Below are 26,574 nucleotides of genomic sequence, written 5' to 3'. Positions count from 1 at the left end.
CCGACTATGACGACTGCCTCGAAATCCGCGCCGCTCTCTGTCTGGCGGCCGATCGCAACCGACACTTTCCTCGTCGGTACCCCGCATTACCCGGAGCATGTCGATGAGAGCTATTGGCAGCGCGACGCCGACCGCATGGCAGCCGCGGGCTTCAACGCGGTGCGACTTGCGGAATTCGCCTGGCATATTATCGAGCCGCATGAGGGGACGTTCGACTTCGATTTGTTCGACCGCGCCATAGATGCGCTGGGCAAGGCTGGCATCAAGACCATCATGTGCACGCCGACGGCGACGCCGCCGCGCTGGCTGACGGCGCGTTATCCCGAAGTGTTGCGCGTCGATGCCAATGGCCGCGCCATGAGCCATGGCTCGCGCCAGCACGCCAATCTTGCGAGCGGAGTGTTCCGCGAGCATTCGAAGCGCATCACCAAAGCGATGGCCGAGCATTATCGCGGCAATTCGCACATCATCGGCTGGCAGACGGACAATGAGCTCAATACCTCTGGATCTCTGTCCTACGGTCCGGTGACTCTGGCCGAGTTCCAGGCCTTCCTCAAGGACAAGTACAAGACCATCGCCGCACTCAACGGTGCGTGGGGCGGGCATTTCTGGGCGACCGCCTACGACGATTTCGATCAAGTGGTGCTGCCCCTCGACTATGCCCCTGCCCCGGTCGGGCCGACCCATGTGGTCGACTATCACCGCTTCCTCGCCTTCGTCACGGCGCGGTTCCAGCACGATCAGGTGCTGATCCTGCGCGCCACCAATCCAGACTGGTTCGTCTTCCACAATCTGGGGCGGATCGACGACATCGACTTCCGTGGCGAGTTCTCGACCGATCTCGATTTTCTCGGCTTCGACATCTACCCGCATCTCTATGACGAGATGCAGCGGGTCGGCGGCGTCGGCGAGGTGCAGGCGCTGCATCTCGACATCTGCCGCGGCTTCACCGGCAACTTCATCGTGCCCGAGCAGCAATCGGGCTTCGGTGCGCAGCCGAACATCTCGACGCTGACGCCCGAACCCGGCGAGATGCGCCGCATGGCCTATACGTCAGTGGCGCGCGGCGCCGATGGCGTGATGTTCTTCCGCTGGCGGCCGGCGCATTTCGGCGCCGAGATCTATTGGATGGGCATCATAGATCACGATGACATCCCGCGGCGGCGCTATGACGAGGCCAAGCAGTTTGCGGGTGAGGTCACGGCGCTCAAGGACAAGATCCTCGGCACGCATGTGCGCATGGATTTGGGCATCGCCGGATCAGATTTCGACAATCAGGAGATGCACCGCTCCTACCCCATCGGCATGCCGAGCCCGCAGGACGATGCGACGCTGCTGCACCGCTATTGCTACCGCCACAACATCGCCTGCGGCTTCATCCATCCCGAGGATGATCTCAGCAAGCTCAAGGCGCTCTACGTGCCGCATTGGCTGAAATGGACCGATGCGTGGACGGCGCGGATCGAGGCCTTCGCCAAGGCGGGTGGAACGGTAATCCTGGGCGGCCGCACCGGATCACGCGACGTTAACAACCACGTCATCCGCGACACCTCGCCGGGCAAGACGCTCTCGGCGCTGGCCGGGATCACGGTCGAGGAGTTCGGGTTGCTGACGCCGATCGGCGGGAACGGCCTGTTCGAGCATGGCGGCCGCTTCGGCGCCAACACGGTGCGCAAGAAGCTGCCGGCGACGTCGGCGAGCCGCCAATACGAGCTCAAGATCGGGAATGCCCAGGTGACGGCGGCGCATCTTTATGAGTTGCTTAACGTCGCGCCCGGCACGGAGGTTATCGGCAGCTGGGCCAGCCGCTTCGCCGACGGCCAAGCCGCGATGACTTCGCGCAAAGTTGGCAAGGGCAATGTGATCTACCTCGGCACGTACCTCAGCGATGCTCTGGTCGAGGTGCTGGCCGATCAAGTGCTGGCGCCCGCCGGTATCGTGCCACTTATCGCCGACATGCAGGCCGGCGTCGAGGCGACGATCCGCGAAAGCAAGGACCGCCGCCTGCTGTTCATCCTCAATACGATGGGCGAGCTGGCAAGCATCGGCAATGTCCCCGCGGGCAAGGATTTGCTCGGCGATGGCAAAGTACGCGGCGGTAAGCTGTCGCTCCCGGCTTATGGCTGCAGCATCATCGAACTCGACTAGGGATGTTGTCGCGAGGCTTTGGGAAACGCTCAATATCTTCTGTCCCAGTGATCTTAGATTGGGCAGCAATCTCCACTCTAAACATCTTTGTGCTGCCACGTGCCACGACTTTCGGTGCGACCGTCACGAACACGCTTTTCGTACGTCCCTCGATCCTTTCGATGAGAAGCCGTGCCGCGTTTGCGCAAAGTTCGGCCCCGACTGATCGAAACTTGTCATGAAGGCGATACTGAGATCGCAAAAGGCTGTATTGTCGTGACCCATTATTGCCACGTCGCCTGGCACATGCAGACCCAGCTCCCTGGCAACGCTCAAAACCTCGAAAGCGACGAAATCCGTCGAACAAAAGACCGCTTCGGGGCGTGTCGTTTGTCGAAATAGTCGAAGCGCTTGTTTCATGAACATCCTTCTGATCACCATCCCGCCGCTGATCGTCTACCTGTTCTTCAACCGGCAGATCGTCGCGGGCATGACGGCTGGCGCTGTAAAGGGGTAAGGAAGTTATGGACCCGTGTCCGCTTTGGGCCAAACCGGACATCATGTCGTCCAAGCCGAACGGCTGCTTTGAGGAAACGGCGAATTTGATCTCAACAGCCGACATTAGGCGCAAAGCTGCCGTTCGGGTTGTGGATAGCTTTCGGGTCAGACTCTCCCGTTCCCTACGGGTCTTTGCAGCACCGAGACAGGCTCATCACGCCCGACACTGTAGACAATATCGCATGGTCTCTGAGGGGGGGGAAAGGCGGTAGCGCTCTCCCGCTACCACCATTCCCCACACTCCTTTGACGCCATGGGGGAAGGCACCCTCGCCCAAGAGTGCCGTTAGACGTCCGGCGATTTCGACTTCGATTCCGCCGATCCTCGAAGGATCTCGAAACACAGTAACGGTGTCGATCAACTCCCGCATCGCCTCTGCGGACTCGGGATCGCCTGCCTCAAGGCCCTTGGCAAGCCCTGCTCGAAGTTGGTTTACTTGTTCCTCGTAGCGTGCCAGCACTGCAGGATGCAGCGCGATCACGCCGGTCGCCGCGGGCGCCTGATCCAGCTCAGCCACAATGCACTTGCGCTCTTCATTGAGCGTCGTTGGGCGATGGCGTTGACCAGCCGCTCGATCTCCCGAGATATTTCTCCAAGCCTTGGCTCCAAACGAGTGCGCCGCGCATCGGTTTCGGCTGCCAGGCGCCTCCGTTCTTTTTGATACGTCTGGACGTAGTGGGCAATTACTTCAGGATGGCGCAACTCGGCGGTAAGCCTATTTAGAACCGCGGTCTCGACTGTATCCAAATAAAAGGTTTTAGGATCAGGGCATGTTCCGCTTTCCGTGGCGGCCGAGCAACGGATGCGAATACGCCGGGACTTGTCCTTGCCGTTTGACGACGTTCCGGCTCCACAACCGCCGCACCTGAGGAGCCCCCGACAACATATGCCGTGGTCGGCGCTGATGGCTTGGATGGGTGATTGCGCGAGCCTTTTTCCTCTCCTGTGCCGCCTCGAACAGGTCGGGCGAAACAATGGCGAGATCGGGAACTTCGATTGTTCGCCATTCGCTCTTAGGATTCGCGCGCGAGACACGCTTCCCGCTGTCAGGGTCCTTGACCATTCGGACCCTGTTCCAAATCAACCGGCCGACATAGAGTTCATTCTGAAGCAGCCCCGTCCCTCTCTGCGCGTTTCCATTGATGGTAGAGGCATTCCAGGCCCGACCACGAGGCAAGGCGCCCATGGAGTAACCAAACAGCCAAGGGTCCCCCTGGGGCAAATTCGCGAAGAGTCGCCTCAGCGGCAATTTGATGCTCAATACCCCACGTCGTCATTGTTGTTCGGCTCTACCGCAGCGGCGCGTGGAGAAATTCACCAAAGCCACGATAGTCATACGCGAGAACACCAATTCCGCTTGCCGCAGCCCTCTATTTGTAGCGGCCGTGGCGCTGCAGCACTTCGATCTGGTAACCGTCGGGGTCGCCCACGAAAAAGAACCGCGCAAACAGCCCGCCTTCGTGGTTGAACTCGACAATTTTTCGCGGATTGAGGCCTGCCGCCGCCAAGCGCTCGTGTTCTGCCTCTAGGTTGTCAACGCAAAGGGCGATGTGGCCATAGCCGTCGCCCAGCGAGTAAGGTTCTTCCCTGCCCTTGTTGATCGTCAGTTCGAGTTCGAAATCGGCTTCCGCATTGCGCAGGTAAACCAGTGTGAACGTGTCGAAATCCAACCGGTCCGCAACATCTAGTCCGAATGCGCTTCTGTAGAAATTGACCGACAGGTTCTCTTCCAGCACCCTGATCATCGAATGAATTACTTTCGCCAAAGGAGCCTCCGGTCTGCCGAGCGGTTTCGCATACAGTAGACCGTGGCCTATTGGCCGGAAAAAGGGTGGCAGCCGGTTAGCACGTCGAAAAATTGAGGCGTAAGGGCGGTTCACTCACGAAAGTCCGATTGCAGTCACCGCAAATTGAGCGGAAAATGCGCTGGTGGTCCCCACGAATGGGTGCAGAAACTGCGCTTTCGCCAAAATGGGAGGTTTTCGCGTGTGTAAAGTCTTTGCGGGGCAGGATCCGGAAGGGTACCGGCTAATCAATCGCTCAGTTCGAATAGCTGGCCATTCGACAAGCATTCAGCTCGAGGCCGCTTTTTGGACGCTGTTGGACGAGATCGCCCAGGGACAGGGGATGACGGCGCCGAAATTCCTCTCGACGCTGTACGACGAAGCGCTGGAGATCAATGGCCATATCCCGAACTTTGCATCCATGCTGCGCACCACGTGCGCACTCTACCTGCGCGACAGGCAACCGCTCGACAATGAATCCTCGGAACTCACGAACAAGGCAGCCTGACACGCGGCCATTGCGTTCGAATGCCCGAAATCCCGTGTAGCAGCCGCCTGCTACCAGCGACCCGAATTTTGGCGCTATCTAATATCAATGGCGGATCTGGCGGGGGCGGTGTAGGATTCGCCTCACATGAAGAAGAACGAGCCGTGTCAACGGCAACGCCGAGCGAATCTGGGAGGATTCATGGTCGAGATTATCTCCAAGCGGGATGGGCCGCGGCGCGAGGACGTACAGGTCAAAAGACTGATAGAGCAGAACCGCTCGACCATCGTTCGCCTTGCCGACCAGATTAGCGGCGGCGGCTATTCGGCTTCGCGGAAACCACGCCAGCAACCGAAAGCGGAAGGTCTGATCATCCATATTGGCGGCAGCGCGGCGCCTGTGGCCGAACCCAAGCCGTCCATCCAAGTCACCATGAACGGCCGTGTGATCTCCAAAGATCAGAACACAGGCCGCCAACTTCATCACATCGGCGATATCCGTAACCGGGACGGAGACCAGGTCTTCGTTCTGGCGACGAAGCAGAATGGCTTCTTCTCGCCGGTCAACGAAACCGTCGCCGCAGCGCTTGCCGAGTTAGACGGATTCCGCCTCGCCGCCACCTACACCGAAGAACAGCTTGCCGCCGACATCGGGGTGAAACTCGGGATCTACTAACGGGAAGACACTTGGACGAAGCTTCTGTACGTCCGGGCCGCGACAGCTACCGCAATGGCATGCCCCAAAGGTTCCGTGATGGCTGAATGAAACGCGTGACAGGCCCCAATCAGATGAAGATAGATGCTCTTCCAGCGCGTGCGTCGGTGGCTGCTGGGCAGATGATTCTGGGCAACATCGACTATGATGAGCGTGCCACCATGCGCGCCTGGGAAAGTTTTCTGGCCGACGAGCCCACATGTGCGCGCGATCCAGTCCACCCACGCCACGTCCGCTCCCTCATTCACGATTCCTGGTACCGCAGCGCCACCGGCGGCATCAATGCTCAAGGAATTGAAGCGCCGCTGAGCAGCGATCGCGACGAGATAGAATACCTGACGCGGGCCAATGCAGAACTTCTTTCAGCGGCGCGGCGGTCGTTCGCCTCCCTTGGCCAGCTACTGGACGGCACAGGCGCGATGCTGGTTCTGGCCGACAGCGACGGCGTGTTGATCGACACCATCGGCGACAAGAAGACGCTGCATGACGGCATGGATATCCACCTCGCCATCGGCGGTAAGTGGAACGAAGAAGCCGTCGGCACCAACGGCATCGGCACTGCGCTGTGGACCGGCGAGCCAACTTTCGTCCATGCGGCAGAGCATTTCTGCGCCGGCATCAAATCCTGGACCTGTGCCGGCGCACCGATTCGCGATCCGCTGGACGGCAAGATCATCGGTGTGGTCGACCTGTCAGGCTATTCGCCGATCTTCCGGCCGCACAACACCGCGCTCGTTGCCGCCACGGCCCGGCAGATCGAAAAGGCGTTGGCCGAACAGCAGCAGGAACAGCGCACGCGCCTGCTCGAAGCCTTCATCTCGTCGGCTCCCAGCTACCGCCGAAAGGACGGCTTGGTCATCGTCGATCATCGCGGCCGTGCCATCTTCTGCAACAACGTGCCTGACGGCGAGACCACCGAGATGATGGACGGCCCGATGGAGCCGGGCCGTGGCCGCTGGCTGATGAACCTCCCGTCGTCCGGTTCCGACGCGGACCTCGCCAGGGCGCTACCGGCGCATCTGCGATCGTGCCACATCACGCCGCTCAAGCTCGATGGCGACCTCCGCGGCGCGGCGTTGGTATTCCCCCCTGTGCCAGCAGTCTCCAGCGTGGCGGTGGTCCACCGGGAAGTGAACAAACACCTTCAGGATGCTGTCGCTATGATCGTCGGTGAAAGCGAAGCGCTGGAGGCTGCCATCGACGTCACCTGCCGCGTCGCCCGGTCGACCAGCGTTGCATCGCTGTTGATCGAAGGCGAAACAGGTGTCGGGAAAGAATTGTTTGCGCGGCTTGTCCATGCCGGCAGCCGGCGCACAGCAAACGACCCGTTCATTGCGATGAATTGCGGGGCGATCACCAGGGATCTGTTCGGCAGCGAATTGTTCGGTCACGTCGCAGGCGCCTTTACCGGCGCCTCGCGTGAAGGCAAACCGGGCGTTTTCGAGCTCGCCAATGGCGGCGTCCTCAGTCTGGACGAGATCGGCGAATTGCCACTCGAGATCCAGCCGTTTCTGCTGCGCATCCTGGAAGAGCGCGTGGTCAACCGCATTGGCGACAGCCGCGGTCGCCCGGTGGATGTGCGCCTGGTCGCCTCGACCAATCGCGATCTCAAGCAGGAAGTTGCGGCAGGCCGCTTCCGTCGTGATCTCTATTACCGAATTGGCGCGGTTTCGATCACTGTCCCGCCGCTGCGCGAGCGCGGCGACGATGTGCTGCTGCTGATCGAACACTTCAACCGGCAGATCGCCACCGCATCAGGCGAGGACCCGCTGGAATTCTCGCACCAAGCGCTGGACGCGTTGCTCGCCTATCGTTGGCCAGGCAATGTGCGCGAACTGAAGAACCTCATGGCGCGGTTGCACATCTTGGCGCGCGGTGGGGCTGTCGGCGTCCAGGATCTTCCGGGGGAAATCAGTGCCGGCAATCGCCACAATGTGACCCTGCACAGCGATCATCCCGCACCCATGCTCGAAGCCCCAGTGTGCACATTCGAAGATGCAGAATGCCAGGCGATCAAGAACGCGCTTGCCGCAGAGAGTGGCAATCTCAGCAAGGTCGCCCTGAGGCTCGGTATTTCGCGGCCGACGCTCTATCGCAAGCTGGGGCAATACGGCATCCGGCGCGGTTTCATTTAGACTCAGGTCCGTTCACCGGCACAAAAAACCCGCTGCATTCGCGCCGCGGGGTTGGGAGATTCGTCAACCGAGTTTGCCCTCAGGCAGCGGTCGCGGGCATGATCAGGCTTTTACGACAGCACCCGTCACTTTCTCCGAGACGTAGCCGAGGATGTTGCCGAGGATCAGCGAGATAACCACGGCGGCCGCGACCTTGGTGATGCCGCCGATGCCTTCGCCATAAGCGGCGGCACCAAGTAGAAAAAGGGCGGCAGTCGTTGCATAGCCATAGACTGCTGACGGAATGGCGCTCAGCAATGGCAGCTTGGCGGCGAGTATCAGGACGACGATTGAAATGCCGACGCAAAGCCCGGACATGATCGCCGTAACACCAATGGACGTCAGTGCTATCAGTGCGCTGGCGGCGCAGACCGCTCCCCAGAGGTTTGCAACCGCCGAATTCTTGAAACCGGCTTCCTTGCCGCCACAGTGATAAAAACTCCCCCAGCCTACAAATACCGCCCAGATCAGCAAATAGGGGTTGCCGATGGTGATGGCCGTCCACGTTGCAATGCCGCCCATAATGCCGATGACGACAGCCAACCCTGTGATAAGATCCATATTGTCCTCCCGTTTTTCCAAAGCTCGAAGCAAACAAACTCGTTTCAGGATCGCGCTTCGCTGACGTCCCGACACGCAAATCGCCATGGCATCCGCCACACGGCTCAGGAAGAAAAGCTTGCCGGGTCAGGCAAGCAATCAGGCCGGCTGAGCCGCCGGTTCGCTCGTGTCCGACCCAATGTTTCAGGGAACGATGACGCCACGTCCGGTGAACCGCCGGTTCTTGAAATCATCAAGCGCGGTGTTGATGCTGGCGAGGTTGTATTCGGTATAGTGCATCTTCACCTTGCCGTCGGCGTTGAGCTCCATCAGTTCGACAAGCTCGGTAAAATTTCCGACCAGGCTGCCGCCAATGTTGATCTCCTCGATAACGAGATGCGCGGTCGGGACGTTGATGTTGCCGCCATAGCCGACGACGAACAGTTGCCCGCCCTTGCGCACCATCTTCCAGCAGATGTTCTCGACGCCGAGTTCGCCAACGAAATCGATCACCACATGTGCACCGCCACCGGTGATCTGGGCAACCTCCTCGACGACGTTCGGCCCGCCATCGAGGATGAAGTCGGCGCCCAGATCCTTGGCCAGCACGCGCGCCGCCGGCTCGCGATCGACGGCGATGATGCGGCAGCCCGAAATCGCGTGCAGCGATTGCAGCGCGATGTGACCTAGCCCGCCAATGCCGAGCAGCACGCAGTAACTCCCCGGGCGAAGGAGTTTTGCCGCGCGCTTGGCGGCGCGGTAAGCGGTGATGCCGGCATCGGCCAGCGGCGCCACCTCGATCGGCGTGATGTTGGCGTTGAGTTTGATCAACGAGCGTTCGCTGGTGATGAAATATTCGGCAAAGCCGCCATTCATGCCAAGGCCGGGAAACTGGCCGTTGTCGCAGTACATATCCTCGCCGTGCCGACAGTTTAAGCAGATGCCGCAAGAGCGGAACGGATGGCAGATCACGGCGTCGCCGCGCTTGACCGATCGGACGCCGCTGCCGACCTCCTCGACCCAGCCGGCATTTTCATGGCCCATGATGTAAGGCAACAGCGTGCCTTCGGGATCCATGGTCGGCTTCCACACGCCTTCGATGATGTGCAGGTCGGTGCGGCAAAGGCCGGCGGCACCGACCCGTACGATCACTTCGTCGGGGGCGGTGATCGTCGGTGCCTTGACCTCCTCGATCCTGAGCTGGACGTTCATTTTCGGATCGTATTCGTACAGTCTGGCAGCTTTCATCGTCCTATCCTTTCACGTCGAGATTGTTCGGATTGCTCAGGCGCGGCCGAGCTTCTCAGAGCCGCCGCCGCGAGCCGGTCCGGCCGTCGGGTCCTCATCCTCGGCGAGATGGCCAATCAGCGTTTCGGTGGTCAGGATCAGCGTCGCCACCGAAGCCGCGTTGGCGAGCGCTGTGTAGGTGACGCGGACCGGATCGATGATCCCCGCCTCGAACATGTTCTGGTAGCTGCCGGCAGACGCGTTGTAGCCGTAGCCGCCGTTGATGCGCGTGACTTCGGCCACGACTGCTTCGGGATCGGCGCCGGCGTTGGCGGCGATGCGCCAGAGCGGCCTCGACAGCACCGACCGCACCAGGCGCACGCCTTCGGCGACATCGCCCTCGACGCCGTTCGCCACCTTGTCGAGCAGCGGCGCAATCTGGGCAAGAGCTGAGCCGCCGCCGGCGACCACGCCCTCTTCGGATGCGGCGCGTACGGCATTTAGCGAATCCTCGATAAGCTGGATGGTTCGCTTCTGCTCCACTGGCGTGACACCGCCGGCATAAAGAATCGCGGTGCCGCCGGACAGCTTGGCCAGGCGTTCGCGCAGCTTGTCCTGATCGATGTTCGGCGGCGAGGCTTCATACTGCCGCTGCACCTGGGCGCGGCGCGATGCGATCGCCGCATGATTGCCGCCGCCGCGAATGATCGAGGTGTAGGACGAACTGGTCTTCACCCGGTCAGCCGTCCCGAGATCGTCAGCGGTGATGTCTTCCAGCCGGCCGCCGAGGTCGCGTGCGATCACCTTGCCGCCGGTGATGATCGCCAAATCCTCCATCATCGCCTTGCGCCAATGGCCATATTCCGGCGGATGGACAACGAGGTATTTTCCAGGTCCCTGCTTGCCGAGCAGCGTCACCACCACTTCCGGCGACATTTCCTCGGACACGACCAGCAACGGCCGACCACTCTGGTCGACAATGCGGCGAACCGCATCGAGCTGCTCGGGCTCCTTGATCTTGAGATCGGTCATCAGGATATAGGGCCGTTCGAGAACCGCCTCCATCTTCTCCTGATCGGTCACCATGTGATGAGAGAGATAACCGCGGTCGAAGGACATGCCCTCGACCACATCGAGCGTGGTCTCTGTGGTGACGCTGAAGTCCGTGGTGATGACACCTTCGGCTCCCACGCGCTGATGGGCTTCCGCCACCAGTGCGCCAAGCTTGGCATCGGTCGCCGCGATGTTGGCGACCGAAGCGAGAATGCCGTTGCCCTTGGCGGGCTTGGCCGAAGCCTTGAGCGCGGCCACGACCGCCGCCACGGCAAGGTCGATGCCCTTGCACAGATCGACGGATTTCACCCCGCGTTCATTCGCGTCCACGCCACCCTGGATAAGAGCGTTGGCGAGCACGATGGCAGTCGTAGTACCGTCGCCGGCCACCTCGTTGGTCTGCATCGAGACCTCGCGGACCACCTGTGCGCCCATGTTTTCGAAACGGTCGTGCAGTTCGATCTCGGAGGCGATGCTGACACCGTCACGGGTCACCATCGGCGTGCCGATCGGCCGGTCGATCATGGCGTTCATGCCCTTGGGGCCGAGTGTCGGCTCGACGGCGGCGGCCAGGCGAAAGACGCCGCGGGCGAGAGCACGGCGGGCTTCCGAGTTGTGAAGCATTATTTTGGGCATGATTCCTCCTTCCGCCTTACGGGCGGGTTGTTGGTTCGGGGCCTCGTGCAAGGGAGGCCGTTGTGTCAGCTCTGCTTCAGGCGGTCGGCGCAGTTCGTGCCGGCACGCGATCCATGATGAAGTCGACCAGCGTCGGCTCGCCGTCGACCACATCCAGTTCCTTGTATCTCGTCTGCTTGAGCCCACGGCACAGCGCGCCGTTGAACTCCATGTTGACGCGCACGCCGCGCAGTTCGGCGAGATGGGCACCGAGCGCGGTGGGCAATATGTGTTGCCCTTCCCATGTCACGAAGACAGGATCATCCACCCGGCGGTCGGGAAAGCGTTCAAGAAGAGCCGCCCTGTATCTCGGCTTCTGGTTGGCCGCTTCGCCCGGTTCGAACCGCGCGACGTCGTATGCCGGCAGGTCCATATCGAGCATTTCCCGATCTGTCAGACCGTGCTGCCGCAGCCCGCGCAAGACCGCCTCCTGGCGGCGCTTGAATGCCTTCATGCTGAAGGTTTCGCGCAAGGCGCCGAGATCCTGATCGGCGGCAAGCTCGGCGAATATATCACCGAACGTCTTGCCGGCTTCCATGCCACGATTGACCTCTTCCGCGAACATGTGATCGTGCAGCTTGACGCTATAGGCGGGCGACCACGATAGCTGGTCGAGCGCCTTGCGGACGCCATCCAGCATGAGGAACGCGAAGTTGGGCGAGCACCAGTAGGTCGGCAGGCGGAAGTCGATCTCCACGCTGCCATCGCTCCTAACCTCGGCCCGTTCGACAAAGCCCATCTCGGTCACCGGTTCGTCGAGTTCCGGGTCATTGACCTCGGTCAGCCGCCGCCAGACCTCTGCCTGGCGGCTTGGTATTCTGGCGGCGCCCATCGTGGTTACTCCGCTGCGATGCTGAAGGGGGAGCCCGCGAGTGCCTTCTTCTTGGCATCGATGTCGATGTCATAAAGACGCGCGGCGTTGAGGCCGAGGATCTTCTCCTTGATCTCGTCGGTGAGTTGAACTCCGCGTTCGGCAGCGATGTCGTCGGGGATCTGATAGGCCCAAAATTTCTCGACAAGCCAGCGCGGCGTCCAGATCGCGTAATCGGAACCGAACAGGATCTTCTCCGGCCCGAGCCAGAAGAGCAGTTCGGCGATGACCTCGCCGAAATAGCGCGGGCGGGAATGGATGAAAGGCAGCGCTACCGCGAGCCCACCGTAGACGTTGGTTTCCTGCGTCGCGATCCAGCAGAAATCGTCGAGGCGCGGCAGGCCGCAATGCTCGATGATCCAGTTGAGACCCTGGAAGTCCGTCGCCGCGTGATCGACGTCATGTACGTCGAAGGCATCCTTGCTGAGCGGCAGGATCGTCGGGCCCTTGTGGACGTGGATATTCCTGATGCCGAGCTTGTCGCAGAGTTCGAAGCATTTGTAGGCATCGGGGTCGGTGAGCTTCCAGCCCTTGGAGGCGCCGTTCCATTCGGCCGTGTACATCTTCACGCCCTTGACGTCGTATGTCTCCTTGAGGAAGTGGATGTACTCAAGCGCCTTTTCACCATCGCGCGGATCGAAGGCCCCATTGACGATGAATCGCTCGGGATAGAGCTTGGCCACCCCGGCGTTGCGCTCGATCGTGTTGAAACCGTTCTTGTAGAAGTCCTTGAGATAGGTCGACTGGACGATCGCCACATCATCGGGACCATCGATGAACAGATCGCGATAGAGATCGTCGGCACTGTATTTCTCGAACTTGCTCTTCTCCCACAGCTGGTCTTTGGGGCTCAGCCCCGTGTGATAGGCGTAGAAGCAATCAATGAACTGCTTGCCGTGGACATTCTTCTGGTTCTCCGGGCTGCCGTCCCAGAAATGGGTGTGGCCGTCGACCACGAAAATGTCCTTGCCTTCCGGTGTCCTAAACATTCTTTCCTCCGCAAGATGCGTGTTGATCGGTTGGGCGTGCCGCAAACAGGCGGCACGCCTGATTTTTTGCCGGCTATTCGATGTATTCGAACATCTCGTCCATGTTGCCGAACAGGATCACGGTGTTGTCGTCGATGCGCACCATCCTCCCGTAGTGGGTGGAACTGTTGACCTCGAAGGTTTCCGCCGTCATCTCGCGGCCGAGATACTCGCTGATTTCGTCCATCTTGAAGATCAGCTTGCCGGTTCCATCGATCCGGATCATCGCCGGTTGGTAGGTTACGATCACGTTCGGCTTCAGGCCCATGAATTCGGCGATGGCTCTGGCCTCGACCGAGTCGTTCATGGTGACGCCGCACTGATGCGAAATCGTTTGTTCGAAGGTGATATCCTTCATCGACCTGAAGATGTTGGATTGCGATGCGTCGCGTGCTGCAGTTGACATGACGGTTTCTCCCTGTGTCAGCGCTTGAGGCCGAGTTCGCCGAGGATCTGGCCAATCCGCTCTTCGGATTTGGCGCGGACGTCCGCGAACGCGACTGGCTTGGAATGCGGCATCGACCAGATCGGCTGCAGGCCGGTGGCTGCCTTGTCGGCGAGCGCGCCGTGCTTCTTGACCCAGCCCTGGAAGAGCTTCTTGTTGGCGGCGCCATGCTTCTCGTCATTGGCGAGCAGGTGCATGAGGTCGATCGTGTTGGCGAGGTTGCGCTCATAGTCGGCCTCGGCCGCCGAAATCACCGCCGGCGTGATGAAGTCATGGTTGGCGGCTGCGATCTGCATCAGGAAGCCGGAGCGGAACACTTCGCCCACCAGCGGCTCGAAGATGATGTTGATGGCAAAATACTGCTCGAGATAGTCGGTCGCGCCCATGATGGTCTCGACCGCCTCCCGCGTCCCCTGCCAGTTCGCGTCCTCGAGCCAGGCCTTCTTGCCAAGCTCGTCGTCCCAGCCAGGCAAGTCCATGCCGATCTCGGCAAGGTAGAGCGTGATGTCCTGCGCCAGTCGCAACTTGTAGGACGAGTTAGTCAGCGTCGCGTTGTTGATCATCTGGGTATAGCCGTAGCGCTGCGCCTGCATCAGCGAGGTGCCGAGCCCGAATTCGGCATGTTTCCACGCGCCGAGCTGCGTCTGCAGGATCTTGACCCAGGCCTTGTCGAAGGTCTTGGGCGCGCCGGACCTGCGGGCATTGTTGATGACGCTCTGCACCATCGTTTCGATCTTCGACTGGCGCTGGTAGTGTGTGCGCTCCCATTCCTGGTCGGGGGCGCGGAAGGCATGCCAGTTGGAACTCTGCGCAGCGGTGTTCTGCTTGACATAGGCACCCTTGCCGTCAGCGAAGGAGATGATCCAGTCCTGGATCAGGTAACGCTCGGGATCGGGCTGCACGTCGACGGTCATATCTTCGTAGTGCGTGGCGCGCTGGCCCTTGGGGTCGAAATACCGGTACTTCCGGCTGTCGGAGTCGGCAAAGATCGCCGCGCCGGCGGCTCCGGATCCGACTGAACTCGAGATAGCTGGCATAGTCTTCACTCCCTTGTTGCAGTTGTGGTTGCAGTTGCTAGGCGGCCCCCTCAATGAGCCGGCGTTGCACCCGCCGATGTGGTGAACTTGTCGAAGAAGATCCGCTCGGTCTCGAACCCGTTCATGAACAGAACCGGCTGAAGCGCATCGATCATCGGCGGCGGGCCACAGGCATGAACATCGCCCTGCCCGTCGACCGCCAGTTGCTTGAGCTTGGCGTCGACACTCTGGTGCACGAAACCGCGCTCGCCTTGCCATTCGGCGTCATCAGTCGCGTGCGACAGCACAGGGATGAACGTGACCTCCGAATGCTGGCCGACCAGCTCGGCGATCCTGTCGAGATAGAACAGGTCGTTGCGGGTGCGGGCGCCGTAGAAGAAATAGACCGGACGTTTCTCGCCGCTCTTCAGATGGTCGTTGAGGATCGACCAGATCGGCGACATGCCCGAGCCGGCGCCGACCAGGATCAGGGGTCCTTGCCGTTCGTCGCGGCGGAAACAGGTTCCGTAAGGTCCGACGACGGTGACTTCGGCTCCGGCTTCGATGCCCCCGGAATCGAGTTCTCCGGAAAACTTTCCCTCAGGGTATTTTTTGATGATGAAGGAGAGTTTTTCGGTTTGGTCCGGCGTATTTGCCATGGAGAACGAGCGCGTAATCGTCTCCCCTTTTTGCGTGGTAACCGTGATGTCGACATATTGCCCCGCCCAGAACTTCATCGGCGAGCCGAGTGCGATCTCGATGCCGCGAATGTCGTGGGTCAGGTGCTCGATCCGAGCAATCCGGCCCTTGTACGTCTTCACGGCGATCGCTTTCGCCAGAATCTCCTCGTCGTAGTTGAGAAGCTCGACTTCCAGGTCGGAGAAGGCGATGCAGCGGCACAACAGCACGTGCCCGCTCTCCTTCTCCATGTCGTTCAGCGCGAAGGTCGAGTATTTCAGCATGTCGACTTCGCCGTCGAGCAACACGCTTTTGCAGGCCGAGCATTGCCCTTCCTTGCAGCCGTGCGGCAGGGCAATGCCCTGGCGGAACGCGGCGTTGAGCACCGTTTCCCCATGCTCGACATCGAACTCGACGCCGACCGGGCTGAGCCTGACCGTGTGGGTTTCCGACATGCGGGACCTCCAGTGAAAGCAAGGGGCGGGACGAACCCGCCCCTTGGCCTGATCAGTTGCAGGGGGCGATGGTGAAGCCCTTGGCATATTCCGCCAGGTGCTTCTCGCGGTCCGCGGGCGACATGGCACGCAGCGCGTTGAGCGGCGATCCGAGCGTGTTTCCGCGCACATCGTCGAGCGTCCACATCTCCTTGTCGTCGAAGCGCAGATGCGGCTGCGGAACCAGCGTCTTGCCGTCGGAACGAACGAAGTTCAGATCCTTGATCGCATCGGCCAGATCCCAGCCGTCATAGAGCGTCTCCCACTCGCGCTTGCCGCTGAAGCGGCCCATCGCGGGCGTCGGACGGCCCTGATACTCGTCAGCGAAGGCGACCGTTGCGGTCCACTTGTCGAGTTCGTGGGCGAAGGTGTGCAACTGGCCATCGATCTCGCCGACAACCATGTCCTCGCGGATCAGGCAGGGTACGAGGCAGGACCAGCAGCGGTGCGGGTAGACGTAGCCGACGTCGCTGTTGAACAGCAGCACCTTCTCGCCCTTGTGGCTGAGCTTGGCGTACCATTTCCAGAAGTCGCCGAATTCGGCGTACCAGCCCGGATATTTGTGCTCGAACCATTCGAAGTCCTTGTCGGTCTGGGCTTCGATGCGCCAGAAGTTGACCGGCCAGCCGACCGCGAAGAACTGTCCAACCTTGTGGACATAGTTCTTCTTGGTGATGCGCTCCCAGGCTGCCTGGACGTCATCATGATGGACCTTGATGCCGTACTTCTCGAGCGGCAGCATGTAGGTGCGGTAGTAGTCCTCATAAATCCAGCGGTGCCACATTTCCGCGTACGATTCCTTGTTCTTGTCGCGGTTGGTGGTGCCGTATTCAATGAAGGTGCCGATGGCGGCGTCGACGATCGCGTGGTTCTGCCAGAAGGCGTATCGCAGGTCCCGCTCGAGCAAGAGGTGGTTCTCCGGCTCCTTGAGCGCCGCCATCAGCAGCGAATGGCCATTGCCGATATGCCGGCTCTCGTCCGACTGCACCGACAGGAAGACGGTGGGCAGCGCATAGTCGCCGTTGCGGGCGGCTTCCGAGGGCATGGCGACGAACAGCGTGTTGGTGAAGGCGGTCTCGGCGACCACGGTCAGGTACATGCAGGCGGCGGTCATCGTGTCGCCGGTGATGAAGCCTTCCGCGAACTGCCGGCCGATGGTCGTGGCATAGCATTTTCCGAAGGCTTCCTCGGTGATGTCGAAGCCGGCCGGATCGATGTAGTTCTCCATGTACCATTTCTTCAAATTCATCTGGATCGTCGAGTGGCGGAACTCGTCGATCATCTGCATGGTGAACCCGGTCCTGAGTTCCTCGCCCGGCGCGATACGGGCGACCATCGCCATCGAGCGCGCGGCCGAGATTTCCGGGAAGGGGATGATAGCCAGGAAGAGCTTCATCCACTCGACCCAGCGCGGCTCGACGTTGCGGAACATGTCACCGCGCAGCGCCGCATCAAGCGCGCCGTAGACCCGGTTGTCCTTCTCTTCCTGCATTGGAAAATAGGACCGCAGAACCTGCTTCATCGGGTCGCGCGGCGTCTTGTTGATCTTGTAGTCCGTCGGAAACGTCATCGCCTCCTGCACGTAGGAAGGATTCCAGCCGAGATCGGCAATCTTCTTGGTCGCCTCGCCGACGGAGATTCCGCGTTGCGAGGTAATCTTGTTGAGCGTCAGAGACGTCATGGTCATAAGCCTCCACCAGGTTGAGCCGCAGGTCCTTGACCCCGGCATGAAGCGGCGCACAGCACCGCAAGTGAGAGTGCGAATGGCACGGCAAAGGGTTGCGCAGTCAGGCGCGACTCATGGTCCGGCCATTCAAGTGGATCGCGGCAAAGGTTTTAGAGGCGTCTGGCAGGGATCCCCGGAGCCGACCGAATGTGCGATTGGCGTCTCGAAGCGGACGTGACTGGTTCCCTGCTTCCTCCGTTCCCTCGTTCTTTTGGCACCGCGTTGAAAGCGCGATGGGCTTCTTATGGGATTTACAAAGCAAGTGCCGTGCCAATTCAAAAATGACGTCCATGTCCGGCATTAAAACAAAAACTGCGCGCTTTCGTTGAGGGATAGAATTTCCAACTGTAACGTTCTTTTACAATTGTAACGTACGGATGTAATAGTGGATATCTATTCGCAATTGCAATATATCTAGTTAGCAGGTGCAGCAAATACGAAAAGAGCACGTCATCTATTTAATTTATCTCCTTTCTCTATTATTTAAGGGCGATGGCTCACGGGCGGGGCCCGCACTGGAGAAAGACGTGGCAAACGACAGTGACAGCAGGCGGCCGCCTGGGCCGATGTCCAACCGGGCCGACGGCGTCACAGGTGATCTTGTCAGGCTGATGCCCCGCGACCTGGTCTTTGTCATGCGCTTCCTGGGAGAGAGCCAATATCGCCTGCAGAGCCATTTCCAGGACTTCATCCGGGCTGAGCTTGCCGCCGGCGGCGTCACCACGGACACACATCCGATGATCCATCTGTTCATCGAGAACCATGCGACCCTGTTACGAGACTTCGTGTTTTCTGGCGTTTCGCTGTCCCGCCAGTTCCGCGTCGACGAGATCGAGCGCCTCACCGGCGATACGACATCGATGATCCGCGTCGACATCTGGGATCAGCTCAAGAGCCACATCGAAACGGCCGAACAGCAGTTCCATTCGCAGGCCGGCACATTGCCCAAATTGCTGTCGGCTTTTGAAAAACCTCCCGGACCGATGACTGGGAGCGAAAAATGACAGGAGGACAAGATGGGTCATCCTGCCAGGCGTGACGTGCTGCTCGCTCGCCGGCTCGACCTTGTCGCCAATGTCTCCGCGCTCACCGCCGAGGCGCTGCGGCTCAATCAGAAGCGCGCCGGCATCGAGATGGATGTGTTGCGCCTGGAGCTCGAAATCGGCAGGAGCGCCGCCAGCGCGCAACTGGTGCAGGACTTGCATGAAGCCGAGGAGAGAGCCGCTGCCATCATGCAAGCATGCGCGGCGTGCGAGGAACGCATCGTCGCTGCGGAAGGCGAGGTCGAGGACGTCGATCGCAGCCTCGCGGCGACGGATGGGAATTGAAGGAGGAACCAGCCATGAACCAGCACGCGATACAGAACCTGACCTTGTTCGACCTGCTGGCGCGAAGCTGGCGTCGTCTGTCGGCGATCGCTGATCTGCGCTTCAGCACCGACGGCATGGCTGTTGCGTTCACGTGCGTGGACGGAACGGTCGCAATCGCCGCAATCGCTGACAATGAACCACCGGAGGCGCGGATCAGAGTGAGCGGCGATCTCGGCCAGACGACGATCCGGCCTCGGGAAAGGTTACCGGCGCCGTTGATCGCCACCGCCACATTGGGAGATGGCGATCTCCCGCTCGCCAGCTACCTTCGGTCCAGCTTCCTCGTGGGAACGGCGGCAGGCGAAGCAGTGCATCTGACCGCGGACGGCAACACGATGGAAACGTTGGTCACGGTTGACGGACCGATCGTCGCCATCGACCACAGCCCCCGGACGGCCATGACTGCCGTCAGCAACGGACAGGATATCTTCCTGTCACGCGGCCACAGCGATGCGGGGAGGCTGCGACACGGCACGACATCGTCCACGGAAGCGATTGCTTTCTCGCCAGACGGACGGCACCTCGCCTGCGGCTTCGATGATCGACTGTCGATCTGGGCGTTGGAAGACCGCGCTACCCCGATGCGCGACATTTCCCTTCCGGCGCGTCCGGTGTCCATACGCTGGAGTGACGACGGCACGCGGCTGGCCTGCGGACTCGAAACCGGAGGCTTTGCCCTGGTCAGGATGATGGAGGGCCGCGCCGATGTCGTCGCGGGATTTCCATCTCCGGTCCGGACAGTGTGCTGGAGCCTGCCGGGAAACGCGCTGTTTGCCTCTGGCGCCTTCCGGATCGCCGGCTGGTCGATGGTCGCCCCGCCGCTTGACGGCGAAACCTCGGGCGCGCTTGAGACAGGTCGCGCTGGGCTGGTCCTAGTTGAGGCGGTAGCAGCGCACCCGGAGAAAAAACTGATTGCGGCCGGCTATGCCAACGGACGGATCACCATCGCCGGGATCGGCGCGCGAGACGAACTCCTTGTCAGACCTTTGGGGAGTGCGGTCACCGCGCTCGCATGGTCCGGCGACGGACGGCATCTGGCGGTAGGCGCTGTCGACGGCACCGCCGCGATCGTTACCTTTCCCGCGCAGATGTTCAAATAGCGAACGCAATCCGTATGAAACAGGAGGATGAAATGCAGACCGAACTCACCGTGGAGGACGAGAGCAAGGACGAATTTTTCGAACGGCTGGCCAAGCTGTCGGAAGAGATGGTGGCCAAGCATGGCAAGGACTTTAGCATGGGCGCGCTGGTACTTGCCGCCCGCTGGATCGCTGAAAATCGCGTTGGCAAGCTGAAGACCAACTAGACTCGCAGCCAACCAATTGAGCTCGCAGGCCACAGTTCCGAAGGAGATCCAGGCGACGGTGTAGCCAGCGTCGCCTTGATCTGAAAATCGATCCAGGACAATCAGAATACCAGGTCAATGATGACGATGCGGTGGCCGCCCTGCAGGCAGCGCTCGATGCTGGCGTCTTCAGCCATGGCCGCACGTGAGCTACGTGTGAAAGGTGCCTTGAGAAGGAGAAAATCGAGACGAGGCCCAAATCATTTCCTTCAAAACTTGCTGACTTGTCCGTCGACGCTCAATTCAGTGTTGAACAAGTGGACGTAGCGAAGGGACCGTTCCGTATGGTTCCGCGATGCTCTCACCATCGAATTGGCTATGCCCTGCTTCTATTAGTCCAACAGCAGCCCACCTTCGAAGGTCCGGCATAGCCTCCGCGTGTGTCGGCTGAGCGCACATCTTAGATCACGCGCGCGTCCTCCGGGCGCGGCTCGACCCTGCAACGGTGAATGTAGGACGATCCGCGCTACTGTAACGTCGCACGCCCATAGGAATCGAGGACACGGGTGATGCTGCCAATCAGCAGGTCATGCGCAACGGGCTCGATCCGACCTGCCGCAACGTCGGCATCGAGTTGCCCCAGATACTGGCTGACCAAAGGGCGGGGAATGTCCCTGTCGCCCAGAAAATCCAGCAGCGTCTGTGTCGCGTGTTGTGCGTCGGGCGTCGGCCAGTAGTAACGGATGCGGTCGCTGAAGGAGAAGTGCCGCTGCACGCGCTGCTCGTCCGGCGGACCCGGATAGTATTTCTGCCAATTGTCCGGCGAGGCCAGCATGACGCGCTCCATCGCCGCCGGCAGGCTTTCACGGGACGGGTCTGGCGCAAGCACGTCGGCGACGTGGCTCAGCCCGTACAACGCCTCGCGCAGCGCGAAGGTGAGCCAGGGGCCAACCTTGAGGATGGCGAAGCCGTCGCGCACCAGAGCCCCAAGCGCCTCGTTTGGCTGGTAGTCGGTCGAATGCGCCTCGAAGACGAATTGCGGCATGCGCCCGAGCACGGCGACCAGCTGCGTCGCCTTCCGCGGCGCGTACGCGATGATCTCGGCATTGCCGAATTCGACGCCCGGCTGGACGACGACGCCGACCGCACGGGCAAAGGCAGCGTCGAGGCCGGCGCGCGAAAATGCCTGTCGGTGGATCTCGACGGTGCGCAGGGCGTCATCGGGTTCGGTGACATGCATATGGTCGAGCGCTTCGAGCGCGCCGCCCGGCACCGGAACTTCGGTGCCGATGATGTAGACCGGTTTCTCGCCGCCAATGCGTTCGACCGCCGCCTCGGCGACGGCCGCAAGCGCGGCGGCGCGGGCAGCGATGGTCTCGTCGGCAAGCTGGGCGGGATCGTCGGCGCAAGCCATGCTGGTGTCGAGATGCAGCTTGGTGAAGCCAGCGCCGGCATAGGCGTCGATCATCGCCTTCGCCTTCGTCATCGCCTCGGCGGAAGGAAGATGCTTCCACGGATTGGGACCGAGATGGTCGCCGCCGAGGATCAGGCGATCGAGCGGAAAGCCGGCCCTTTTCGCATGGCCCTCGACGAAGCTGCGGAAGCCGGCGGGCGTCATGCCGGTGTAGCCGCCTTCGTGATTGACCTGGTTGCAGGTCGCCTCGATCAGCACATCGGAACCGCGCGACGCGCCGTGGCGGAGCGCGGCCTCGATCACCAGCGGATGCGCCGAACAGATCGAGGCGATGCCGCCTTTCTCACCCGCGGCGCGCTTCACCGCGATGTTGGCAAATCTCTGCGTCGCGGCGCTCATGGCTGGCCCTTTCCGGCGGTGGTTGCGAAAGCCTCAACCTCGGCCAGCGGAAAGATACCTTCCATTGGCCCCTTGCGAGTAACGGCTAGCGCGCCACAGGCATTGGCGATCCTGAGCGCCTGGGCGGGTGCAGCACCACGAAGCCAGAACGAGACGAAGGCAGCGCCGAAACAGTCGCCGGCACCGGTCGGATCGACCTCGTTAACGGCAAAGCCCGGCAAGGCCACCGTGCCGTGACGGTCGTGGTAGGCGGCGCCGTCGGCGCCCTTCTTGAGGACGACGCAGGAAACGCCGCGCTGCAGGAGTTCGTCGACCGCGCCCTTTTCGTCGCCGGCCGACGAAAACAGGAACAGTTCGTTGCCGCTCGGCAGGAAGACATCGGTTTGCTTGAGCACTTGGTCGAGCGCTTCGCGCATGCCGGAGGCCTGCATGATCTCGCGGCGAATGTTGGGGTCGAAGGACACCGTCCCGCCCTTGGCCTTCACCGTTTGGATCGCCGACAACGCGACATCGGTGGCGCGGTCGGAGAATAGTGACGAGCCCATGAGATGGACATGGTCGGTGCCGGCCAGCATGCTTGTCGCAGCAGCATCGATCCCGACCAGGCCGGCGGCGCTGTTGCGGATGTTGAAGACAAAGTGCCGGCTGCCGTCCGCCCGGTAGGTGACGAAGGCGGTGCCCGTCGCATGGCCCTTGTGAACCGCGATCGCCGACACGTCAGCTCCCAGGTTCCGCAGCCGCTCGATGTTCAACTGGCCGAAATCGTCCTCGCCGACCGCGCCGATCAGGCCGGCGGGTTGGCCGAGCGCTGCGGCCTGGCCGATGAAGATGGCGGGCGCGCCGGACGGATAAGGCCCCAGCAGCGGGCCCGGCTCGAGAAAGCTCTGGCCGATACGCTCGGCCATGATCTCGACGAGGATCTCGCCGGCTGAGACCAGCTTCTTCATCGCGGAATTCCTCCCGGCGTGTCGCTCCAGTCCGACTGCGGACTTCAGTCGCGCACAATTGTGCCTGGCGGCAACCGACATCCAGAGTCAATACGGCTTGCACTTTTTGCGCCAATTAACAAATTTACGCGTGGAATAATTTTATTATACGCGTTGAAACAGCTGGAGTTTTCTGTAAAATTTTGTCTTGCGGTTGCACGCCGGCGCACCGCAAGTAGGTGCCGGGCAGCACAAGGAACGAGGTTTCCGGAAGGCGGGAATCGGTGGCGATGAAGCACAAGACGATGGAGGATTTCGCCCGCTCCTGTGGCGTCTCCAGGCCGACCTTGTCGAAATATTTCGACGATCCGACCAGCGTCAAGCCGGCGACGCGAAAGCGCATCGAGGAAGCGCTGCGCTCGTCCGACTACCAGCCCAATTTGTTCGCGCGCAACCTCAACCGCAAGCGTACCCGCAGCATCGGCATCATGGTGCCGACGGTGGCCGATCCCTTCTATTCGGAGATGGTCAGCCGCATAGAACTCCGGCTGCGCGACGAGGGCTACTGGCCGATCGTGATCTCCTCGCACGGCTCGCGCGAACTCGAAGTTGAGGCAACGCGAACGATCCTGTCGCTGAAAGTCTCCGGCGCGCTGATCGCGCCGCTCGGCGTGCGCTCGGACCACCGCACGCTGGAGAAGCTGACGCAGGCGATCCCGGTCGTCTATTTCGACACCTATCTCGAAGGCGGGACGCCGTTCGTCGGCAACAACAACGCACAGAGCGTCTCGACCATCGTCGATTATCTTTGCCGGTCCGGCGGCGCCCCGGTCTATTTCGACATCCCGCATGTCAACCACAACTCGCCGGAACGGCTGGAGAGCTATGTCGCCTCGATGAAGCGGCTCGGGCATGAGCCGGTCGTCATCGGCAACACCGAGGACTACACTTGGGATTTCGAACGGATCGGCTACGAGCAGACGGAAACGATGCTCGACAATGGCGGCCTGGCGGGAAAGACCATCCTGTGCAACAACGACCGCTTGGCCTTTGGCGTGATGGCCGCCGCCTATGCGCGCGGACTCAAGATCGGCCGCAAGGGCGATTGCGACCTGCGGGTAGCCGCCCATGACGATCATCCACTGAGCCGCTACACCTGCCCCGGCCTCACCACCATGGCGCAGGACTTCGCCTCGATGGCCGGGCGCAGCGTCGAGACGCTGCTGGCGCTGCTTGAGGAGGACGACACGGCGGTCGCACCCAAAGTCAGTCTCGATGCGACGCTGGTGATGCGTCAGTCGGCCTGATCTTTCCCAAAAGCCGGATCGAAGCCGCGCCATGCGGCGACCGCAGCGCCAACGGCCTGTCGCGCTGCCGCGCCATGGCGGCCCATGGAAACAAAACCATGGATCTGGCCTGGCCAACGCCGCAGCACGACCGGCACACCGTCATCTTGCAGACGCCCGGCGTAGGCCTCGCCTTCATCTGCGAGGATGTCATGACCGGCGATGGCGACGAAGGCTGGCGCCGCGCCGGCGAGGCTCTCCGCCCTGAGTGGCGAGGCGCGCCAGTCGTCGATGTCGGCGGCATAGCGGACATAGTGATCGCGAAGCCAGGCCATGGTCGAGGCGGTCAGGCCAAAACCTTCGGCGAAGCGGCGATAGCTGTCCGCCGTCTGCGCGGCATCAGTGTTGGGATAGAACAGCAGCTGCGCGGTCAACGCAATAGGATCGCCCCGCGCGAGAAGACTGAGCACCGTGGCGAGATTGCCGCCGGCGCTGTCGCCGGCAACGGCAATGCGCCGAGCGTCGATGCCGAGATCGCCAGGCGCCTCTTGCATGAAGGAGAGCACGGCGCGGCAATCCTCGACCGCGGCCGGGAATTTGTGCTCCGGCGCCAGCCGGTAGGCGGGCGAAACGACGACGCAAGCCGCCATATTGGCGAACCAGCGGCAGATCTCGTCATGGGAATCGAGATTGCCGATCACCCAGCCGCCGCCATGCAGGTAAAGCAGCGCCGGGGCAGTTGCATCAGGCGCGTCCTGCCCGCGATAGATCCTGAGCGTCAGCGAACCGCCGGGTCCAATGATGGCGCGCTCAGTGACCGAAGCCACCGGCTCGCGCTCACCCTGCTGGTCCGGAAGGCCTTCTTCGTAGGCACGGCGTGCCTGTTGCGGTGTACCGGTCTCGAATGGCAAGGCGTCGGCCTGCCGGCCGAGCTCGAGCACATGCCGGGCTTCCGGGTCGAGTGGGGACAGGGACGGCGCTGAAGGCGATGTCATCATGGATCTCTCTCCGTCAGGCAAGCAGACCTGCCGCCTCGTCCTCTTCGAGCAGCGGCGGCTGGTCGACGGTCCCATTGACGGCAATTGAGCCGCGGCTTTCGCCCGAAGCGAGGATCGCCTCCATGATCTCCAGAACATGCAGCGCCAGATCGCCGGAGGCGCGGGGCTTGCGCCCATCGGCCAGCGCCCGCGCAAGATCGGCGACGCCTAGCATGCGGTAGTTGGCGCGGTCGGGTGCGGCATAGGGCCAGTTGCGCACACCGTAGAGTTCGGCCTCGCTGGCGAAATCGGCCCAGTCGTCGCCGCGCGCCGAGAGCGAGACTGTGCCGCCGAATGTGTCGGGATCGGGCAATCGCAGCGAGCCTTCGGTGCCGTGCAGTTCGATCGGATGGTTGGAGTGCTTGAACACGTCCCAGGAGGCGCCGAAGGTGACGGTGGCGCCGGAGCGGAACTCCAGCAGCGACAGGATGTTGGTCGCCGTGCCGACCTTGAAGCTGGTGTTCTTGTAAGGACCTTCGGCTGATATCAGCCGCTCCTCCTGGCCGCGCGTCGCCATCGCCATGACGCGCTCGACCGGGCCGAGCAGGTTGACCAGCATCGTCAGGTAGTAAGGGCCCATGTCGAAGACCGGGCCGCCGCCGGGCTGATAGTAGAATTGCGGATTGGGATGCCAGTGCTCCATGCCGCGCCCCATCATGAAGGCGGTGCCGGTCACAGCCCGGCCGATCGCACCCTCGTCCATCAGCCGGCGCGCCTGCCGTCCGGCAGCGCCGAGGAAGGTGTCGGGAGCCGAGCCGAGCTGCAACCCGCGCGCCCTCGCCTCTTCGACCAGCCGGCGGCCGTCGGCGGCCGACGTCGCCAGAGGCTTTTCGGTAAAGACGTGCTTTCCCGCCGAAAGCGCCGAAAGCGAAATGTCGAAATGCGCCGCCGGTATCGTCAAATTGAGAACAAGGTCGATGTCCTGGTCGGCCAGCAGCGCGTCGACGCCGAGTGCGCGGATGCCATACTCCCTGGCGCGCAGCGCAGCCATATCGGCCGAAATGTCGGAGCAGGCGCTGAGCTCTACCCCGCCGAACAGAGCCGCATTGCGCAAATAGGTCATCGAGATGTTGCCGCATCCGATGACGCCGATGCCGAGCTTTGTCTTTGATTTTCCGTGCATTTCAGATCGTACCTCCCAACGCGGTCATGGCCTGGCTGCACCCTTGCGTCAGCAACGGTTCATAGTCGAAAGCCGCTATACAACATTTTAAATCTTGACGCGCGTAAAATTCTTATAGAGCATGTGAAAACGCTGGC

25 protein-coding genes and 2 pseudogenes are annotated in these 26,574 nt (G+C 61.5%); 10 read left to right on the top strand and 17 right to left on the bottom strand.

Annotated elements, in window-relative coordinates; translation table 11 throughout:
- Positions 1-6: 6 nt before the first annotated feature.
- Positions 7-2,148: a beta-galactosidase gene (locus NKI19_RS01170; RefSeq protein WP_352564976.1), complete on the top strand. Its 2,142-nt coding sequence runs from the start codon at positions 7-9 to the stop codon at positions 2,146-2,148.
- Between the two features lie 123 nt (positions 2,149-2,271).
- On the opposite strand, the gene NKI19_RS01165 is transcribed toward NKI19_RS01170, so the two are convergent.
- Positions 2,272-2,547, bottom strand: a complete 276-nt coding sequence (locus tag NKI19_RS01165; RefSeq protein ID WP_352564974.1) for a substrate-binding domain-containing protein — start codon at positions 2,545-2,547, stop codon at positions 2,272-2,274.
- Here NKI19_RS01165 and NKI19_RS01160 point away from each other — a divergent pair.
- A pseudogene (locus tag NKI19_RS01160) lies at positions 2,543-2,644 on the top strand (carbohydrate ABC transporter permease); the annotation flags it as partial. The gene NKI19_RS01165 and the pseudogene NKI19_RS01160 overlap by 5 nt on opposite strands.
- 518 nt (positions 2,645-3,162) lie before the next feature.
- Here NKI19_RS01160 and NKI19_RS01155 read toward each other — a convergent pair.
- The 3 genes and pseudogenes from NKI19_RS01155 to NKI19_RS01145 all read right to left on the bottom strand — a co-directional run bounded on the left by NKI19_RS01155 (position 3,163) and on the right by NKI19_RS01145 (position 4,451).
- Entirely contained in the window at positions 3,163-3,720 is a 558-nt protein-coding gene (locus NKI19_RS01155; protein ID WP_352488919.1) for a recombinase zinc ribbon domain-containing protein, read from the bottom strand.
- Positions 3,626-3,871 (bottom strand): annotated as a pseudogene (locus NKI19_RS01150) (recombinase family protein); the annotation flags it as partial. The pseudogene NKI19_RS01150 and the gene NKI19_RS01155, both read right to left, overlap by 95 nt.
- A 184-nt stretch (positions 3,872-4,055) precedes the next feature.
- Positions 4,056-4,451, bottom strand: a complete 396-nt coding sequence (locus tag NKI19_RS01145) for a VOC family protein (RefSeq protein WP_352488917.1) — start codon at positions 4,449-4,451, stop codon at positions 4,056-4,058.
- Between the two features lie 220 nt (positions 4,452-4,671).
- Between NKI19_RS01145 and NKI19_RS01140 the strand changes: the two genes are divergently transcribed.
- The 3 genes from NKI19_RS01140 (at position 4,672) to NKI19_RS01130 (ending at position 7,805) form a co-directional block, all read left to right on the top strand.
- Entirely contained in the window at positions 4,672-4,977 is a 306-nt protein-coding gene (locus NKI19_RS01140) for a ribbon-helix-helix domain-containing protein (RefSeq protein ID WP_352488916.1), read from the top strand.
- Between the two features lie 180 nt (positions 4,978-5,157).
- Complete coding sequence (locus NKI19_RS01135) at positions 5,158-5,631, top strand: hypothetical protein (RefSeq protein WP_352488915.1); 474 nt, start codon at positions 5,158-5,160, stop codon at positions 5,629-5,631.
- A gap of 161 nt (positions 5,632-5,792) precedes the next feature.
- A complete protein-coding gene (locus NKI19_RS01130; RefSeq protein ID WP_352564972.1) occupies positions 5,793-7,805 on the top strand; it encodes a sigma-54-dependent Fis family transcriptional regulator in 2,013 nt (670 codons plus the stop codon).
- A 102-nt stretch (positions 7,806-7,907) separates the two neighbouring features.
- Here the strand turns inward: NKI19_RS01130 and NKI19_RS01125 are convergent, their stop codons facing one another.
- The 9 genes from NKI19_RS01125 to NKI19_RS01085 all read right to left on the bottom strand — a co-directional run bounded on the left by NKI19_RS01125 (position 7,908) and on the right by NKI19_RS01085 (position 17,558).
- Positions 7,908-8,492 carry a DUF1097 domain-containing protein gene (locus NKI19_RS01125; RefSeq protein ID WP_352488913.1) on the bottom strand — a complete coding sequence of 195 codons (585 nt, stop codon included), beginning with the start codon at positions 8,490-8,492 and terminating at the stop codon, positions 7,908-7,910.
- A 96-nt stretch (positions 8,493-8,588) separates the two neighbouring features.
- Positions 8,589-9,632, bottom strand: coding sequence for an NAD(P)-dependent alcohol dehydrogenase (locus tag NKI19_RS01120; RefSeq protein ID WP_023760304.1), 1,044 nt, complete (start codon positions 9,630-9,632; stop codon positions 8,589-8,591).
- A 36-nt stretch (positions 9,633-9,668) separates the two neighbouring features.
- Positions 9,669-11,300 (bottom strand): molecular chaperone GroEL, encoded by a 1,632-nt coding sequence (locus NKI19_RS01115; RefSeq protein ID WP_352488911.1) that lies wholly within the window; start codon positions 11,298-11,300, stop codon positions 9,669-9,671.
- 76 nt (positions 11,301-11,376) lie between these two features.
- Positions 11,377-12,171, bottom strand: a complete 795-nt coding sequence (locus NKI19_RS01110) for an iron-sulfur cluster assembly protein (RefSeq protein ID WP_352488910.1) — start codon at positions 12,169-12,171, stop codon at positions 11,377-11,379.
- A gap of 5 nt (positions 12,172-12,176) precedes the next feature.
- Entirely contained in the window at positions 12,177-13,199 is a 1,023-nt protein-coding gene (locus NKI19_RS01105) for an amidohydrolase family protein (RefSeq protein WP_352488909.1), read from the bottom strand.
- A 73-nt stretch (positions 13,200-13,272) separates the two neighbouring features.
- The gene (locus tag NKI19_RS01100; protein ID WP_236388125.1) at positions 13,273-13,644 is read right to left on the bottom strand and encodes an MmoB/DmpM family protein; all 372 of its coding nucleotides are present in this window, start codon (positions 13,642-13,644) and stop codon (positions 13,273-13,275) included.
- Positions 13,645-13,661: 17 nt separating this feature from the next.
- The gene (locus NKI19_RS01095) at positions 13,662-14,720 is read right to left on the bottom strand and encodes an aromatic/alkene monooxygenase hydroxylase subunit beta (RefSeq protein ID WP_352488908.1); all 1,059 of its coding nucleotides are present in this window, start codon (positions 14,718-14,720) and stop codon (positions 13,662-13,664) included.
- A 50-nt stretch (positions 14,721-14,770) separates the two neighbouring features.
- Positions 14,771-15,832, bottom strand: a complete 1,062-nt coding sequence (locus NKI19_RS01090) for an NADH:ubiquinone reductase (Na(+)-transporting) subunit F (protein WP_352488907.1) — start codon at positions 15,830-15,832, stop codon at positions 14,771-14,773.
- A 52-nt stretch (positions 15,833-15,884) separates the two neighbouring features.
- Positions 15,885-17,558 (bottom strand): aromatic/alkene/methane monooxygenase hydroxylase/oxygenase subunit alpha, encoded by a 1,674-nt coding sequence (locus NKI19_RS01085; protein ID WP_473558750.1) that lies wholly within the window; start codon positions 17,556-17,558, stop codon positions 15,885-15,887.
- Positions 17,559-18,022: 464 nt separating this feature from the next.
- On the opposite strand from NKI19_RS01085, the gene NKI19_RS01080 reads away from it, so the two are divergent.
- The 4 genes from NKI19_RS01080 to NKI19_RS01065 are packed head-to-tail and all read left to right on the top strand — an operon-like array spanning position 18,023 to position 20,273.
- Entirely contained in the window at positions 18,023-18,601 is a 579-nt protein-coding gene (locus NKI19_RS01080; RefSeq protein ID WP_352488905.1) for a hypothetical protein, read from the top strand.
- Positions 18,602-18,613: 12 nt separating this feature from the next.
- Positions 18,614-18,925: a hypothetical protein gene (locus NKI19_RS01075; protein WP_352488904.1), complete on the top strand. Its 312-nt coding sequence runs from the start codon at positions 18,614-18,616 to the stop codon at positions 18,923-18,925.
- 14 nt (positions 18,926-18,939) lie between these two features.
- Complete coding sequence (locus NKI19_RS01070; RefSeq protein ID WP_352564970.1) at positions 18,940-20,067, top strand: WD40 repeat domain-containing protein; 1,128 nt, start codon at positions 18,940-18,942, stop codon at positions 20,065-20,067.
- Positions 20,068-20,099: 32 nt separating this feature from the next.
- Positions 20,100-20,273 (top strand): hypothetical protein, encoded by a 174-nt coding sequence (locus NKI19_RS01065; protein WP_352488902.1) that lies wholly within the window; start codon positions 20,100-20,102, stop codon positions 20,271-20,273.
- Between the two features lie 505 nt (positions 20,274-20,778).
- Here NKI19_RS01065 and NKI19_RS01060 read toward each other — a convergent pair.
- Complete coding sequence (locus NKI19_RS01060; RefSeq protein WP_352488901.1) at positions 20,779-22,065, bottom strand: D-tagatose-bisphosphate aldolase, class II, non-catalytic subunit; 1,287 nt, start codon at positions 22,063-22,065, stop codon at positions 20,779-20,781.
- Positions 22,062-23,012 (bottom strand): sugar kinase, encoded by a 951-nt coding sequence (locus NKI19_RS01055; RefSeq protein ID WP_352488900.1) that lies wholly within the window; start codon positions 23,010-23,012, stop codon positions 22,062-22,064. The genes NKI19_RS01060 and NKI19_RS01055 overlap by 4 nt, the downstream gene beginning before the upstream one ends.
- Positions 23,013-23,275: 263 nt before the next feature.
- Here NKI19_RS01055 and NKI19_RS01050 point away from each other — a divergent pair, with 263 nt between their 5' ends.
- On the top strand, positions 23,276-24,298 hold the full coding sequence (locus tag NKI19_RS01050; protein ID WP_352488899.1) for a LacI family DNA-binding transcriptional regulator: 1,023 nt from the start codon (positions 23,276-23,278) through the stop codon (positions 24,296-24,298).
- On the opposite strand, the gene NKI19_RS01045 is transcribed toward NKI19_RS01050, so the two are convergent.
- Both NKI19_RS01045 and NKI19_RS01040 read right to left on the bottom strand, forming a co-directional pair.
- The gene (locus NKI19_RS01045; protein ID WP_473599440.1) at positions 24,286-25,275 is read right to left on the bottom strand and encodes an alpha/beta hydrolase; all 990 of its coding nucleotides are present in this window, start codon (positions 25,273-25,275) and stop codon (positions 24,286-24,288) included. The two genes, NKI19_RS01050 and NKI19_RS01045, sit on opposite strands and share 13 nt — an antisense overlap.
- Before the next feature lie 13 nt (positions 25,276-25,288).
- Positions 25,289-26,437: a Gfo/Idh/MocA family protein gene (locus NKI19_RS01040; protein WP_352488897.1), complete on the bottom strand. Its 1,149-nt coding sequence runs from the start codon at positions 26,435-26,437 to the stop codon at positions 25,289-25,291.
- Positions 26,438-26,574 lie beyond the last annotated feature (137 nt).

Origin of the sequence: Mesorhizobium sp. M0751 (assembly GCF_040320265.1) — a bacterium.
Taxonomy (GTDB): Bacteria; Pseudomonadota; Alphaproteobacteria; order Rhizobiales; family Rhizobiaceae; genus Mesorhizobium.
This window is presented reverse-complemented; position numbering and strand designations above follow the sequence as displayed.

Excerpts from the sequence above, each read along its gene's own strand:
- NKI19_RS01170 (WP_352564976.1), top strand. The coding sequence starts at position 7 with ATGACGACTGCCTCGAAATCCGCGCCGCTCTCTGTCTGGCGGCCGATC.
- NKI19_RS01165 (WP_352564974.1), bottom strand. The coding sequence starts at position 2,547 with ATGAAACAAGCGCTTCGACTATTTCGACAAACGACACGCCCCGAAGCG.
- NKI19_RS01135 (WP_352488915.1), top strand. The coding sequence starts at position 5,158 with ATGGTCGAGATTATCTCCAAGCGGGATGGGCCGCGGCGCGAGGACGTA.
- NKI19_RS01130 (WP_352564972.1), top strand. The coding sequence starts at position 5,793 with ATGATTCTGGGCAACATCGACTATGATGAGCGTGCCACCATGCGCGCC.
- NKI19_RS01125 (WP_352488913.1), bottom strand. The coding sequence starts at position 8,492 with ATGGCGATTTGCGTGTCGGGACGTCAGCGAAGCGCGATCCTGAAACGA.
- NKI19_RS01120 (WP_023760304.1), bottom strand. The coding sequence starts at position 9,632 with ATGAAAGCTGCCAGACTGTACGAATACGATCCGAAAATGAACGTCCAG.
- NKI19_RS01115 (WP_352488911.1), bottom strand. The coding sequence starts at position 11,300 with ATGCCCAAAATAATGCTTCACAACTCGGAAGCCCGCCGTGCTCTCGCC.
- NKI19_RS01110 (WP_352488910.1), bottom strand. The coding sequence starts at position 12,171 with ATGGGCGCCGCCAGAATACCAAGCCGCCAGGCAGAGGTCTGGCGGCGG.
- NKI19_RS01105 (WP_352488909.1), bottom strand. The coding sequence starts at position 13,199 with ATGTTTAGGACACCGGAAGGCAAGGACATTTTCGTGGTCGACGGCCAC.
- NKI19_RS01100 (WP_236388125.1), bottom strand. The coding sequence starts at position 13,644 with ATGTCAACTGCAGCACGCGACGCATCGCAATCCAACATCTTCAGGTCG.
- NKI19_RS01095 (WP_352488908.1), bottom strand. The coding sequence starts at position 14,720 with ATGCCAGCTATCTCGAGTTCAGTCGGATCCGGAGCCGCCGGCGCGGCG.
- NKI19_RS01090 (WP_352488907.1), bottom strand. The coding sequence starts at position 15,832 with ATGTCGGAAACCCACACGGTCAGGCTCAGCCCGGTCGGCGTCGAGTTC.
- NKI19_RS01085 (WP_473558750.1), bottom strand. The coding sequence starts at position 17,558 with ATGACCATGACGTCTCTGACGCTCAACAAGATTACCTCGCAACGCGGA.
- NKI19_RS01075 (WP_352488904.1), top strand. The coding sequence starts at position 18,614 with ATGGGTCATCCTGCCAGGCGTGACGTGCTGCTCGCTCGCCGGCTCGAC.
- NKI19_RS01070 (WP_352564970.1), top strand. The coding sequence starts at position 18,940 with ATGAACCAGCACGCGATACAGAACCTGACCTTGTTCGACCTGCTGGCG.
- NKI19_RS01065 (WP_352488902.1), top strand. The coding sequence starts at position 20,100 with ATGCAGACCGAACTCACCGTGGAGGACGAGAGCAAGGACGAATTTTTC.
- NKI19_RS01060 (WP_352488901.1), bottom strand. The coding sequence starts at position 22,065 with ATGAGCGCCGCGACGCAGAGATTTGCCAACATCGCGGTGAAGCGCGCC.
- NKI19_RS01055 (WP_352488900.1), bottom strand. The coding sequence starts at position 23,012 with ATGAAGAAGCTGGTCTCAGCCGGCGAGATCCTCGTCGAGATCATGGCC.
- NKI19_RS01045 (WP_473599440.1), bottom strand. The coding sequence starts at position 25,275 with ATGATGACATCGCCTTCAGCGCCGTCCCTGTCCCCACTCGACCCGGAA.
- NKI19_RS01040 (WP_352488897.1), bottom strand. The coding sequence starts at position 26,437 with ATGCACGGAAAATCAAAGACAAAGCTCGGCATCGGCGTCATCGGATGC.